The organism is Rosistilla carotiformis (genome assembly GCF_007753095.1).
Taxonomy (GTDB): Bacteria; Planctomycetota; Planctomycetia; order Pirellulales; family Pirellulaceae; genus Rosistilla; species Rosistilla carotiformis.
In genome coordinates, this window is record NZ_CP036348.1 from 5,949,903 (window position 1) to 5,963,572 (window position 13,670).

At 57.2% G+C, this 13,670-nt stretch carries 10 protein-coding genes; 6 read left to right on the forward strand and 4 right to left on the reverse strand.

What is annotated here, in order from left to right; genetic code table 11:
• Window positions 1-2 precede the first annotated feature (2 nt).
• The 4 genes from Poly24_RS21550 (at window position 3) to pgsW (ending at window position 5,699) form a co-directional block, all read left to right on the forward strand.
• Window positions 3-1,295: a DUF1501 domain-containing protein gene (locus Poly24_RS21550; RefSeq protein WP_145100508.1), complete on the forward strand. Its 1,293-nt coding sequence runs from the start codon at window positions 3-5 to the stop codon at window positions 1,293-1,295.
• 1,493 nt (window positions 1,296-2,788) lie between these two features.
• Window positions 2,789-4,021: a poly-gamma-glutamate synthase PgsB gene (gene pgsB, locus Poly24_RS21555; protein ID WP_145100511.1), complete on the forward strand. Its 1,233-nt coding sequence runs from the start codon at window positions 2,789-2,791 to the stop codon at window positions 4,019-4,021.
• Complete coding sequence (gene pgsC, locus Poly24_RS21560; RefSeq protein ID WP_145100514.1) at window positions 4,021-4,485, forward strand: poly-gamma-glutamate biosynthesis protein PgsC; 465 nt, start codon at window positions 4,021-4,023, stop codon at window positions 4,483-4,485. The genes pgsB and pgsC overlap by 1 nt, the downstream gene beginning before the upstream one ends.
• The gene (pgsW, locus tag Poly24_RS21565; RefSeq protein WP_145100517.1) at window positions 4,482-5,699 is read left to right on the forward strand and encodes a poly-gamma-glutamate system protein; all 1,218 of its coding nucleotides are present in this window, start codon (window positions 4,482-4,484) and stop codon (window positions 5,697-5,699) included. The genes pgsC and pgsW overlap by 4 nt, the downstream gene beginning before the upstream one ends.
• A 45-nt stretch (window positions 5,700-5,744) precedes the next feature.
• Here the strand turns inward: pgsW and Poly24_RS21570 are convergent, their stop codons facing one another.
• On the reverse strand, window positions 5,745-6,503 hold the full coding sequence (locus Poly24_RS21570; RefSeq protein ID WP_145100519.1) for an SDR family oxidoreductase: 759 nt from the start codon (window positions 6,501-6,503) through the stop codon (window positions 5,745-5,747).
• 2,091 nt (window positions 6,504-8,594) lie between these two features.
• Here Poly24_RS21570 and Poly24_RS21575 point away from each other — a divergent pair.
• A complete protein-coding gene (locus Poly24_RS21575; protein WP_145100522.1) occupies window positions 8,595-9,200 on the forward strand; it encodes a hypothetical protein in 606 nt (201 codons plus the stop codon).
• Here the strand turns inward: Poly24_RS21575 and Poly24_RS21580 are convergent.
• A complete protein-coding gene (locus Poly24_RS21580; protein WP_145100525.1) occupies window positions 9,193-10,806 on the reverse strand; it encodes an ATP-binding protein in 1,614 nt (537 codons plus the stop codon). The genes Poly24_RS21575 and Poly24_RS21580 overlap by 8 nt on opposite strands.
• 505 nt (window positions 10,807-11,311) lie before the next feature.
• On the opposite strand from Poly24_RS21580, the gene Poly24_RS21585 reads away from it, so the two are divergent.
• Window positions 11,312-12,268: an IS1/IS1595 family N-terminal zinc-binding domain-containing protein gene (locus Poly24_RS21585; RefSeq protein WP_449314246.1), complete on the forward strand. Its 957-nt coding sequence runs from the start codon at window positions 11,312-11,314 to the stop codon at window positions 12,266-12,268.
• A gap of 68 nt (window positions 12,269-12,336) precedes the next feature.
• Here the strand turns inward: Poly24_RS21585 and Poly24_RS21590 are convergent, their stop codons facing one another.
• Both Poly24_RS21590 and Poly24_RS27515 read right to left on the reverse strand, forming a co-directional pair.
• Window positions 12,337-13,173, reverse strand: coding sequence for an IS3 family transposase (locus tag Poly24_RS21590; RefSeq protein WP_231753175.1), 837 nt, complete (start codon window positions 13,171-13,173; stop codon window positions 12,337-12,339).
• A 53-nt stretch (window positions 13,174-13,226) separates the two neighbouring features.
• Entirely contained in the window at window positions 13,227-13,508 is a 282-nt protein-coding gene (locus tag Poly24_RS27515; protein WP_231753174.1) for a transposase, read from the reverse strand.
• Between the last annotated feature and the right edge of the window lie 162 nt (window positions 13,509-13,670).

Genomic DNA, 13,670 nt, shown 5'->3' on the forward strand with positions numbered 1-13,670 from the left:
TTATGAAATCATCTATCACTCGCCGCGACCTGTTGAGTGCAGGTGCGCTGGCCGCAGGCGGAATCGCCCTGCCACGATCGGCCTCCGCCGAATCCTCCCTCCCGTCGATGATGGGCCAAGCCGAGCATGTGATCTCGATCTGGCTGGGCGGCGGCATGGGGCAGATCGACACGTTCGATCCGAAACGCAAAGGGGATCCGGCCAACCGAAAAGCGGGCGCCTATTACGACGCGACCGATACCGCCGTGCCCGACGTGCAGGTCTGCGAGCACTTGTCGCAGATGGCTCCGTTGATGGATCGCGTGACGGCGGTCCGCAGCGTGCATCATGAGATGATCGACGAACATGCCGCGGCGACCAACCGGATGCACACCGGCCGGCCGATCAGCGGAACGATCTCCTATCCGTCGATCGGATCGATCGTCGCTCACGAGCGCGGTGCGGCTAACGACATCGCTCCGCCGTACGTTCTGATCGGTTATCCGAACGTCACGCGAGGCCCCGGTTTCCTGGGAGCTCGCGACAGCTATCTCTATCTGACCGACACCAGTCGCGGACCGGCGGGACTCAGTCGCCCCGATGGGATCACGCCCGATCGCCAATCGCGCCGCGAACGCTTTTTGGCGACGCTGCAACAAAACGGTGCGGCGGCGGCACAGCAGCGACTGGCCGATTACGACGCCGCGATCCAACAGAGCTTAAAGCTGAGTGGTCCGGAATTCACGCGCGTCTTCGATCTCGATAACGAACCGGACGATCTGCGTCAGCGTTACGGAGGGGAGTTTGGGCAGCGATGTCTGCTCAGCCGCCGACTGGTCGAACGAGGCGTCCGGTTTATCGAAGTCTCTCACAACCTGAACTTCTTAAACGGGGCTGGCTGGGACGTGCACAATGCGGGCATCCTGCAGCAGCACAAACTGATCCAAGAGATGGATACCGCCGTCTCGACGTTGATCTTGGACCTGGAGCAAAAGAAGCTGCTCGATAAAACGTTGATCGTGATCACCAGCGAATTTGGCCGGCCGCCGGAGTTTGATAGCGGTGGCGGTCGCGGCCACCAAGGGCGTGCGTTTACGTGCGTCTTGGCCGGCGGCGGGCTGGCGCATCGAGGCGCCTGGGGCGAGACGGATGAACTGTCCAAGAAGATCGTCTCCGACCCGGTCGGCGTCCCCGACTTCTTCGCCACGATCTGCGCCGCCGTCGGAATCGATTGGACGAAGAATCTGTACGCCGGCGACCGCCCGGTCCCGATCACCGATCGCGGGGAACCGATCGCGAAGCTGCTGCAAAGCTAGCGTTTCGATTTGTAACTGCTCGATTTAGCTGCCGCCGACAAAACGTCGGCGGCTGATGTCTCTCTAAGAGACGGACATCACACCTCTGGTTGGATCGACACCTCCATCGCCCGCGTGTGTCGGCCTCCGGCCTTTGTTTTGGGGGGCTGCTGTGGACCGGAGGCTTGCACCTCCGGCAGTTATACGTAAGTCATTTTGAGTTGTCGCGACCGAACGCTTGCCAATCTAGTGAGAAGTCTTTCGTTCGTCGCAGACCGTTGCACATCGCATGCATCCGAGCCAGGGCCGCAGGCTCGACCATTTGCCTAGCCCAGGCCATCGGCCTGGGTTCTAGCGGCGATGGTTGACATGGTTGGCCTGTAGGCCCGGTCGATTGTCACCACCTACCCCGGGGCGTTGCCCCTTCGCCCGTTGTGAAATGAAACCGGGCGCCGTCGGCTGATACCCAGCCCTGCAGGCTGGGCTATGCAAATTGCTGGACGTTCGGCCCGCGCCTGGCGTGTGAGGAACGTGCCTGTCCCTTTCGCCGTTCCACATCGCATTCATCCGAGCCAGGGCCGCAGGCTCGACCATTTGCCTAGCCCAGGCCATCGGCCTGGGTTCTAGCGGCGATGGTTGACATGGTTGGGCTGTAGGCCCGGTCGATTGTCACCACCTCCCCCGGGGCGTTGCCCCTTCGCCCGCTGTGAAATGAAACCGGGCGCCGTCGGCTGATACCCAGCCCTGCAGGCTGGGCTATGCAAATTGCCGGACCTTCGGCCCGCGCCAGGCGTGTGAGGAATGTGCCTGTCCCTTTCGCCGTTGCCCATCGCATTCATCCGAGTCAGGGCCGCAGGCTCGACCATTTGCCTAGCCCAGGCCATCGGCCTGGGTTCTAGCGGCGATGGTTGACATGGTTGGGCTGTAGGCCCGGTCGATTGTCACCACCTCCCCCGGGGCGTTGCCCCTTCGCCCGCTGTGAAATGAAACCGGGCGCCGTCGACTGATACCCAGCCCTGCTGGCTGGGCTATGCAAATTGCTGGACCTTCGGCCCGCGCCAGGCGTGTGAGGAATGTGCCTGTCCCTTTCGCCGTTGCTTTCGCCGTTGTAGAGGCGGGCACCGCACTTCTGGTTGGAGCGACACCTCCGTCGCCGGCATGTGTCGGCCTCCGGCCTAAGAACCGGATGCTAGCTTTTCTGTCGCTTGTTTCTTTTTGCGTTTGGCACGCAGGTTGCAACTGTTCTCTTTCCAGATGGCGGTTGGGGAATGTCCAAGCCGATTTGAAAAATTTACAAATCAGCTTGGTGTTTGTTTCCCAACGATTCTCGGGACTGCAAAGCCTTGGGAATCAGACGGGTTGGTAGTCAGGCCTGTACGGGGTTTGTAACGTTTACCACCCGAACCGACATTTTTACATCGGCGTTGCGGACACGAAGCGGTTCGCCCCCCGAGATGTGAAAACTTTTCTGCTTATCTTTTCTAACTCAATTGCTTCGATGCAAAGGAGAGGCCATGGACGGCACTCTGGTAATGGCTGGTGGTGCGCTCGCGTTGTCTGCTGCGGGTATCGCCGAATCTTGGTGGCACAACCACAATCTGCATAAGATCCCGGTACGGATTCATGTTAATGGGACGCGTGGGAAGTCGAGTGTTACGCGCTTAATTGCTGCGGGTTTGCGAGCTGGCGGGATTCGGACGTGTGCAAAGACAACTGGTACCGTGCCTCGGATGATCTTCCCCGACGGCAGCGAGGCAGCGGTCTTTCGTCCCTCGCGAGCCAACGTGATCGAACAGCGACGGGTCGTCCGCGCGGCCGCTCGATTGGGAGCCGAAGCGCTTGTCGTCGAGTGCATGGCGCTGCAACCTCAACTGCAATCGCTGTGTGAATTGCAGCTGATCCAATCGACTCACGGCGTGATCACCAACGCCCGCGCCGATCACTTGGATGTGATGGGACCCGATGTTCGCGGCGTCGCTCAGGCGTTGTCCGGAACCGTGCCGGTCGGCGGAACGATGTACACCGCCGAACAGCGGCAGATACCACGCGACGTGATCGCCGCGGCGGCGAAGGATCGCGGATCGAAGATGGTTTCGATTCTGGACGACAGCGTCGCCGAAGTCACTTGGGATGAACTGGCCGGGTTTTCTCATATCGAACATCCCGACAACCTGGCTCTCGCGCTGCGGATCTGCAGCGATCTGGGAGTCGACCGGCAGACCGCTTTGCGAGGGATGTGGGCCGCCGACGCCGATCCGGGAGTGATGCGGCTGTATCGGATCGCCGATCCCGAGCGGGAGATGGTCTTCGTCAACGGATTTGCCGCCAACGATCCCGAATCGACCGGGCACAGCTGGAACACCTTGTTCGACCGCTACGAAAAGGTCGAACGGCGGATCGCATTGTTCAATTGCCGCGAGGATCGGATCGACCGATCGCTGCAACTGGCCGATGCCTGTGTCCGTTGGCGCCCCGCCGACCACTACATTCTTTCGGGAACGGGGACCGAGACGTTTGCTCGCCGAGCGATCCAGAAGGGACTCTCCAAAGATCGCTTGACCTGTGCGGAGCATCAACCGGCCGCGCGGATCGTCGAATTGATGCAGGGCCAATCGGGGCGTAGCTCGATGGTCATGGGGATGGGAAACATTGCCGGGCCAGGAATGGATCTGCTGAACTATTTTCAACACGCCCAGGATTCGGGCCGCTGCGAAACCCGTGAACCCCAGCTGCAGGAGGCCGCGTAATGGATACCACTTTGCTTGCAATTGCTATCGGCCTGGTCGTCAGTCTGGTGGTGACCGAGGTCTTCGGTTTAAGTGTCGGCGGGATGATCGTGCCGGGATACATCGCGCTGTCGATGCACCACCCGATCGCCGTGGTGATGACGATCGTCGCGGCCCTTGTGACCTGGGGAATCATTCGCCAGGTCTCCCGGTGGGTGATCTTGTACGGCCGCCGACGCGTCGTGTTGACGATGCTGTTTGGATTTGTCGTCGGGACGATGTTCCGTCTGCTGGCGACAAGTCTGGCCGGAGTGCCGGCCGAAGATGCGATGAACCCCGTGGTGATGATCGGTTTCATCATTCCCGGCCTGATCGCGCTGTGGTTTGAACGCCAAGGCTTTATTGAAACACTGTCCCCGATGATGTCGGCGGCGGTGTTGGTTCGTTTGACCTTGATCACCATCGGCGTGGAGAACTTCTCATGAATCGGCAATCGTTCCTCAAAATGAATCCTGCGCAACCGTTCCAGGTGATGTATTGGCGTCCCAAGCAGATCTCGCGGCGATGGTTGTGGGCTGGCATGCTCGCTTCGTTGGCCGGTTTGTTCGCCGTCGAATGGTGGCCTCAGCAAGTTGCCGCTCCATCGCCTCAATTGACAGCCGCTGCCGAAAAAGCGGACGAAGCGCTCCGCCACACCAAAGATCTGCGGATCGCTCAGGGGCATCGCGCATTGCCCAAGCTGGACCCCAGTGGATCCCACCTGATCGGCCCGTCGATGTCGATGGTCACTAGCAAGCTGGGTTCTTTGGAATCGAAGCAGACCTCGATCAACCCGAACCTCGCGGCAGTGGTCGTCCGTTGGTTGGAGCAGGCGGGCGTCGAGCCGGGAGATTCGATCGCGATCGGGGCCAGCGGATCTTGGCCGGCGCTGAACATCGCCGTCTATGCCGCTGCCGAAACGCTGCAACTGAAGCCGACAATCGTGCTGTCGGTGGCATCGAGCCAATACGGCGCAAACTCCCCCGACATGATGTGGGTCGACATGGAACGCCAGCTCCGCGATGCCGGGATTTTTCCAGAGTCCTTCGCCGCGCAGAGCGCTTCGTTGGGAGGGCTGTTCGACCGCGCGGCCGGGATGACCGAACCAACGCGTGAGATGTTGGAACTGGCTGCGACCCGCAACGGCATCCCCGTGTTGGACGTCGCCGACATCGAAGATTCGGTCGGTCAGCGGATGGAGATCTATCAAAACGCCAGCTCCGATCAACCGTATGCCGCCTACATCAATGTTGGTGGCGGATCGGCTTCGATCGGCGGCACAACCGGGAACGCCTGTTTCAGCGCCGGCGTGCATCGATCGACGCCAAGCGATCAAGAGGTCCCCGACTGTGTCGCTTCGCGAATGCTCGCCCAAGGCGTCCCGATTGTAAACGTCGTCGATGCAAAACAGATCGCGGAGTCCTACGGATTGGCGATCGCCCCGGCAGAGATGCCCCGCGTCGGCCAGGGATCGCTCTTCAGCCACATGACGTACCGTCGCCCGTTGGCAGCGGCATTGATCTGCATGACTTGGGTTTGGATGTCGGCGACCGTCTTCCCTCGCTGGTACCTGAGGATGACGCTTCATCTGCGCCGCGTGTTCCGACGTTCCAAGCGCACGGCCAATGCCCTGCCCAAGCAGGTGGAATGGATGGTGTAATCGGCGACAGAATCATCCGCCGCCGGCTCACGTCGGGTTCGCCCGTTAACGTGTTACAAAGCCGCCGTTGACGAACAGAATCTGACCTGTCACCCAGGCCGAACCGGGCGAGCAGAGAAAGTCGATCATGGGAACGATGTCTTGGATCGTTCCCCGTCGATTGGCGACGCTCGCTGCACTCAAATAGGCAACCGACTCCGGACTTTCTTCGCCATGGAAGAACCCGGTGTCGACCGGTCCGGGAGCGACAACGTTGACCGTGACGCCGCGCCCCCCCACTTCTTTGGCCAGGGCGCGGGTGAAGTCTTCCAACGGGGCTTTCGATCCCGCGTAGACGCCGTAAAAGCCGGTGAAGGCGCCTAGCAACGAGGTTCCCAGAGAGATGATCCTTCCGTCGTCTTCGATCTCTTTGGCCGCCTCGCGCATGACGAAGAAAGCCGCTTTTGCATTGGCGTCGAACGACCGATCGAAATCCTCGTCGGTGTATTCGACAAACGGTTTCTTGATCACGACGCCGGCGCAATTGATAACAAAATCGACCCGGCCAAATTCGGACTTCACCTTGTCGAAGATCTGCGCGACGGTCGCCGATTCAGCGAGATCGCCCGCCACGACGATCGCCCGTCCCCCCGCATCGACGATCTGATTCGCAGCCGCCTGGGCATCTTCTTGGGAACTCGCCCCGCGATGATGGACCGCCACCGCGGCGCCACGCTGAGCCAACGATTCTGCGAACGCGCGTCCCATGTTGCGTGCCGCTCCAAAGACGATCGCGACTTTGCCATTGAGATCTGTTTCAGGCATGAGATTCTCCAAAGTTGCCATTTGAGTTTCGATGTCGTGGGCTGGCTGTTGGTGTCACGAGACAAAGGTTATTGAACGGTCTGTCTCCCCCCCGGAGGCTGGGCATCTGTGACCAATCGCCGGTGCCGATTGTAACGATTTGCGAGTGATCGTTGATATGCATCCCCCCGAAGCGGGCCTGGGAAGAGGGACCTTAGCCGCACGGCAGGAGGCTGGGGGCCCGTTCACTGACGCGAGGTTATCGAATGGTTTCCCGATTCGAAGCCGCCGGGGGTGCCACGGGCTATGCCCGTGCTGCATTCCCGAGGTCACGGGAGAATAAACCACCAGACATTGATAGAAGCATGGGCGAGGTTGATCGCTGAGAGACTGTCGGGAACGACAACACCGTGGGGGATGGTCCGAGTTACCCTGCCGTTGGGTCCTCGATCGAAAAGCACTGGCAGAGCCAGTGCCACCCTGCACAGCAAACAGTCTCCACCGGAGGTCCACGAATTCTACGTGTGTGCCACGGGCTGTGCCCGTGCTGCATTCCCAAAGTCACAGGAGAATGAACCACCAGACATTGATACCAGCATGGGGCGAGGTTGATGCTGAGAAGATGCCGGGATCGATACTACCGTGGGTGATGGTCCGAGTTACCATGCCGTTGGGACTTCGATCGAAAAGCACTGGCAAAGCCAGTGGCACCCTGCACAGCAAACGGCAGCAACGGAGTTTCACGAATTCTACGTGTGTGCCCCGGGCTGTGCCCGTGCTGCATTCCCAAAGTCACGGGAGAATGAACCACCAGAAATTAATACCAGCATGGGAGAGGTTGATGCTGAGAAGATGCCGGGATCGATACCACCGTGGGTGATGGTCCGAGTTACCGGGCCGTTGGGACTTCGATCGGAAAGCACTGGCAAAGCCAGTGGCACCCTGCACAGCAAACAGTCTCCACCGGAGGTCCACGAATTCTACGTGTGTGCCACGGGCTATGCCCGTGCTGCATTCCCGAATTCACGGGAGAATGGACCACCAGACATTGATACCAGCATGGGAGAGGTTGATCGCTGAGAGACTGTCTGGAACGACAACATCCTGGGTGATGGTCCGAGTTACCGTGCCGTTGGGACTTCGATCGAAAAGCACTGGCATAGCCAGTGGCACCCTGCACAGCAAACGGCAGCAACGGAGGTTCACGAATTCTACGTGTGTGCCACGAGGCTATGCCCGTGCTGCATTCCCGAAGCCACGGGAGAATGAACCACCAGGCATTAATACCAGCATGGGCGAGGTTGATCGCTGAGAAACTGTCGGGAACGACAACACCTTGGGTGATGGTCCGAGTAACCGTGCCGTTGGGACTTCGATCGAAAAGCACTGGCATAGCCAGTGCCACCCTGCACAGCAAACAGTCTCCACCGGAGGTCCACGAATTCTACGTGTGTGCCACGGGCTGTGCCCGTGCTGCATTCCCAAAGTCACAGGAGAATGAACCACCAGACATTGATACCAGCATGGGGGGAGGTTGATGCTGAGAACCTGTCGGGAACGACAACACCTTGGGTGATGGTCAGATTTACCGTGCCGTTGGGACTTCGATCGAAAAGCACTGGCAAAGCCAGTGGCACCCCATGTGTCGAGTGTCGGAGTCGGGGCTGAATACTCCAACACTCGACACATGGCGTGCCACGGGCTCTGCCCGTGCTCCCTTGCCAAACCCCCAGCGATCGAATGACCAACGGTGCCAGCCATACCATCAACCAACGCGAACACGGTCGGAACCAAAGGCAAAGCCACACGGGATTAGATAACGCTCCGAGATGCAGAGCACTGGGGCTTTGATCAGAAAGCACTGGCAAAGCCAGTGGCACCCGGCATCGGAGTCGGGACTGAATACTCCAACACTCGACACATGGGGTGCCATGGGCTTTGCCCTTGCTGAATTGCCAAAGGTCCCCGAGAATGCACCAGCTATCGATAACGCCAAAGTCATGGGGGTACGCTGAACCGGGAGCAGCCGAAGGGACGGGCACTGCCTGAAACTTGTGTTGCTCCGACCATCACCAGTTGAACCATCAGGGCGGATTAGTTCTCTTGCAATACATGAGCAAAGAACTATTCAGCGACCTACGCAAGCTAGCCGAAGAAACTCGCAACCGCAAGCTTGACGAAATCCGTGCAGAGTACAGCGAGACCATCGCCGAAATCGCAGCGATGGAACAAAGGCTTATCGGGAAGCCGGTAGCAACCAGGCCAAAATCCAAACGGGAAGAGAAGCTTGTCGACCTTGTGGCAGCACTCATCCCAAACGATCGGATCGTGACCGTTGACGATGTTCAAGGTCTCATTAAGTCTGCCGATCCAGATCGCAGCCCCAACATCCAGACCATTCGCGCGACGCTCCATCGCTTGGTCAAGGAAGGCACCATTAAGAAGGTGAGCCACCCGCAAGCCGACAAGAAGGTCGGCTATTGCTTGCCGGATTTTGATGCGGGCGAGCATCGATCACTGGCTGACTGGGCAAGGCAAGTGTTAAGTGACACAGGCGAACCGTTGACAGCGGTTGACATAATGGTGCGAATGACTGAAGCGGGGTACGAATTGCCGTGTGAGCCGAGGGCGGCGGTTGAGCATCTTGAGAGGGCGTTGCGGCAGATCCCGATGGCAGTAGAGCACGGAGAAACGTGGCGGATGTATGACATCAAGTAATATTATCCGATGCGTCTCTACTTCCGTCAGGCAAATCAATGTCGGATTTCAAGCGAAAAAAGGCCTGTGAGTCTCGTTCGCCATCGGGCTTAAATCGCACGTACTGTAAAACCTTCCGGCGAGTAAGTGTTATCAGTAGTTTCTTACACGTTCCCCATTCCTTGTCTAGCAAGCGAACGATGCTATTTACATTGCATTGGCCGTATTCAGCGATCCAATTCAGCACCCGTTTTTCGTCTTCGGAGAACTGCGATACAATAGCTTCGCCGACTATCTTACTTATGTCCTGGTCAACCCAGACTCGCCTTCGCTCGATATTGTTCTTCAGTCGCACCCTGACTATTGAGTACCCTATTTCGCTCTGCTTAAACTCAGGAGATGGCAGTTGCATCTCTTTCATAGTGTCGCGAATTCGCCTCGTGCCTTCCCGGTTCATCCTTACCAAGTTCAGGAAGTAAGCAGCCTCAAACACCCTTGGGTTCCTCGGGACCTCCATGTCGTAAATGTTATCTGCGGTGACATATGGCGGGAATGGCCCTGGGCTCTCGATATCCAGGTGGTCGTCGAACATGCGAATCTTGACCTCTACGTTTTTCTTTCCGTCTCCGTAGGACCTATGAACGCATGCATTGACGATCGCTTCATACCAAGCTGTTTCAGGGTACTCCGGGACAGGGTAGAAAACGCCCCTGTGAAGTGGTGAGAATGTACGAAGGTGAGTTTTCAGCACCTGCTCTGCCCCTCGGATCATTTGCGGAATAGTTCCTTCTATCCACACATCTTGCACAGCGTTGTATTTTTCCCCAGTCCTCTCCATCGTTCCGTCAAAACGCAAGAACCGAACCCTACAGCCTGGGATGATGGCTCGAGGCTGTTTGGCAAATAGCAGAGCGCATGCGATGTTGGGAACGAACCCATTCGGACCATTCTGGCCCAGGAAACGATTGGCCATCACTTCTTCATCCGAAAGACCATGCCCCGATCCCATCTTATCACGCACTTTCTGCGACCACTGCGAGATTGCTGGCATGTCAAACCCGGAAGGGTACTCTAGCCCACAAGGCTCCTCTTCGAAGTTGACTTGCTTCTTGTCGACAGCTAGCTCCCTTGCTTCCTCTGGCTTTAGCTCGTGCTTTTCGTCACCCCTCCTGCAAAAAGCCAGCCCCTTTGATGTCTTGATGACGATTGACGGGTGATAATGCACTCTTAGTACGATGACGAAATCTTCTTTACCTGCGGTGTTTGTCACAGGAACTCGTTTCGACGAAACTTTTGCATCGGCACAAAACACAGAAGCCGCTTTTTCGACTTTATTGATAAGGCTCTGGTTTTCATCTGCAAACCCGTCGTACCCTCCTCCGTCTTTCTTGTCGATTTGCCCTATTACCATCAAGCCACCGTCTGGTGGCGTATTGGCCCACATCGAAACATACTCGCCGATGTTTTCGCCACTGAACTTTTTGCGTTTCCGCTCGATTCGATTATCTTCGTTCAGTTTGTCAAGCAGCGTTTGATCGCACCGTTCATAGATTTCATCAGCAGTAAGCAGGTGGGTCAACTGATCATCGAACGGGAGAAGCGTTTGTTTGAGGCCTTTGGTCATCATTACGACACGAACCTTTGCCAGGCTCGAGCCTCTCGTTTGGCATGTGTATTCAAAATCAACAACCGCAATCCTCGGCTCGAGCCTCTTGATCCGGAAAGCGGCCCGCGTCTCGGCTGACGCAGCAGCGTTATAAACTGTGCTAGGGTTCCGTCACATCGGACGGGTTCGACTCCCCCGCTTTCCGCTCACTCTGAGCGATGCGAAGCAATTCTAAACGCGCCCAGGTAGAAACCATCGTTCCGCCTGCGGCCCTCTCGATTGCCTCGTTCTCTGCATCGGATAGCCGTATGCGAAGAACGTTGTCTCGCCTTCGTTCTGCCTTTGTTTTTCTATCTGCCATCCGTGACCTTACGTGTCAAAAGCGTAGACACAATAGAGGGAGTGAAAAGAAAAACGCCTGATCCAGCGTCAACTGGATCAGGCACGAAAACCCAGGCTGACGCCCAGAATTCCGCTTAGCATCTGAATTCTACCGCAATCAGCCGCAACTGCAAAAGGCTGATCCGTGATTGCGCCATGTGAGCATGAAAATCGGAAGAAACACGGCAAAGACCGATACGGAAACCAGCGTTTCCGCTGCAAAAACTGCGGGCAGACTTTCCAAGAAGACCGCATTCGCCCCATCGGCACCATGCAAGTCGACCTAGACCGGGCGTGCATGGCGTTGTCAATGCTGCTTGAGGGCATGAGCATCCGTGGAACCGCACGAATCACGAACATCGATCAGAACACGATCGGGAATCTGATCCTGACCGCTGGCGAGCAATGCGGGCGACTGCTTGATTCAATCTCGGGTGTCAGCGTCACTGACATTCAGATTGACGAAATTTGGACGTTTGTCGGCATGAAGCAGCGAACCGCGAACCTTCGCAACTTGGGCGATGATTCGAGTGTGGGCGACAGTTGGACTTATATCGCCGTTGAGCGGCACACGAAGATGGTTCTTGCTCATCACGCTGGCCGTCGCGACACGAATGACACGAACGTGTTTCTCGGCAAGGTGCGGCGTGCAATCGACGCATCGGCACCGTTTCAGGTTTCAACTGACGGATTGAGCAACTACCGGTACGGCGTGCCCTTTGCATTGGGATCGAATGCCAACTTCGGAATGCTCATCAAGAAGTATGCGGCGCAGCAACAGGAAACCCGATACAGCCCAGCGGCAATAATAGGTGCTGAGAAGAAATCCGTGTTCGGTAGCCCCGATCCTGATTCGATCTGCACTAGCCATATTGAAACGCTGAACCAAAAGATCCGTATGCACTTGCGACGGTTTACACGCTTGACCGCTGGGCACAGCAAGAGCGTTGAGCATCACGTTGCAATGCAGAACATTTTCTTTGCGTGGTACAACTGGTGCCGAAAGCATCACACGTTGCGTCAAACGCCAGCGATGGAATGCGGGATCGCAATGACGAAGTGGAGCATTCGCGAGCTACTGGAATCGTCAGCAACTTGCTAGAATGAGAAAGAGCCACGGCGGTAATGGGATGCCCCAGTTTTCTGCACCAGGCGTTATGAAAGATTGGGTTAGGAAACAGGGGTGGGTGATTCGCAGTGCTGCTGGAGTGAGGCCGTAGGCCGAACGGAAGCAGCACTGCGATGCGCGAACTCTGATGGGGTTAGATAGCCAAGCGAACTGTGCGGGCGCTGGGTGTTGAAGTCCTCCCGCCAAGCTCGTGCTTTCATCCGTGTGTCGTCTTCATTGATCAAATCCGTTTGATGCAGATACTCGTCACGAAGCCGGCTGTTGAAACTCTCGCAGACACCGTTCTGCCATGGCGAGCCAGGTTCGATGTAAAGGATCTCAACGCCAATCTTTGCCAGCCATTGCTTGATCGCTGTCGAGATGAACTCGGGGCCGTTATCGCAACGAAGTCGTTTCGGAACGCCGTGCATTGCAAACAGCTCAGCCAGCGTGTCGATCGCATCTTCGCTCGTGATACTGCGGCCGACCTTGATCGTCAGGCATTGCCGCGTGTACTCATCGACGATGTTCAAGAAGCGAATCGTTCGTCCATCAAGTGTCGACGATTGCACGAAATCCCAGCTCCAAACATCGTGAACAAAACCTGCCGCTTGAACGTCGCATGCATTGCCTCGGACGCCAGTAGCACGCTTTTTGCGACGCTTTTGTGGCACCTTCAGCCCCGATGCTCTCCAAAGCCGATACATTTTTTTCCTGTTAATAGTCTCACCGTCGCGGCGAAGAAGTTGGCAGATACGTCGATACCCCCAGCGAGGACGCTCGCGAACAAAGTGAAGAATTCGCTTCGTCAGTCGCTCGTCTTCGTCTTTGGGTTTCCCCTCAAATCGCTGGCTCGATCGCGGTTGGTCGAGCACGCGGCAGGCACGTCGTTGCGACACAGCGAACTTCTGTTGAAGCTCTGCTACTGCCGCGCGTCGCGATCGAGGGGTCGTCAGTTTCCCTTGGTGATTTCCTTCAGCATCGAAATATCCAAAGCTTGGTCGGCCACAATCTTCTTGAGTCGGTTGTTCTCCTCCTCAAGTGCCCTAAGACGCTTGGCCTCTTCGCTCTTCATGCCGCCATACTGGCTCCGCCAGCGGCTCAGCGTGGCCTCGCTAACTTCCAGTGCTTGGAGAACCTCACCCACGCTCTTGTCGGCGGCAAGCATGGCATCCGCGTCACGCAGCTTCTTGATGATCTGTTCGGGTGAATGTCGTCGTCGTTTCTTGCTCATGGAAAATCCTTTGCCGGAATTGGCTCTAGACTTTCATAACACCTGGATCAGGTTTTGGGGAGCATTCCAGTAACCGTGGCTCTTTTTTGTTCCCTTTCGAGAACGCCGAAATTGCAGCGTCATTGTACGCAAAAAAGCGTTCTTGTTCAACGCTTGGATTGC

Excerpts from the sequence above, each read along its gene's own strand:
- Poly24_RS21550 (WP_145100508.1), top strand. The coding sequence starts at position 3 with ATGAAATCATCTATCACTCGCCGCGACCTGTTGAGTGCAGGTGCGCTG.
- pgsB (WP_145100511.1), top strand. The coding sequence starts at position 2,789 with ATGGACGGCACTCTGGTAATGGCTGGTGGTGCGCTCGCGTTGTCTGCT.
- pgsC (WP_145100514.1), top strand. The coding sequence starts at position 4,021 with ATGGATACCACTTTGCTTGCAATTGCTATCGGCCTGGTCGTCAGTCTG.
- pgsW (WP_145100517.1), top strand. The coding sequence starts at position 4,482 with ATGAATCGGCAATCGTTCCTCAAAATGAATCCTGCGCAACCGTTCCAG.
- Poly24_RS21570 (WP_145100519.1), bottom strand. The coding sequence starts at position 6,503 with ATGCCTGAAACAGATCTCAATGGCAAAGTCGCGATCGTCTTTGGAGCG.
- Poly24_RS21575 (WP_145100522.1), top strand. The coding sequence starts at position 8,595 with ATGAGCAAAGAACTATTCAGCGACCTACGCAAGCTAGCCGAAGAAACT.
- Poly24_RS21580 (WP_145100525.1), bottom strand. The coding sequence starts at position 10,806 with ATGATGACCAAAGGCCTCAAACAAACGCTTCTCCCGTTCGATGATCAG.
- Poly24_RS27515 (WP_231753174.1), bottom strand. The coding sequence starts at position 13,508 with ATGAGCAAGAAACGACGACGACATTCACCCGAACAGATCATCAAGAAG.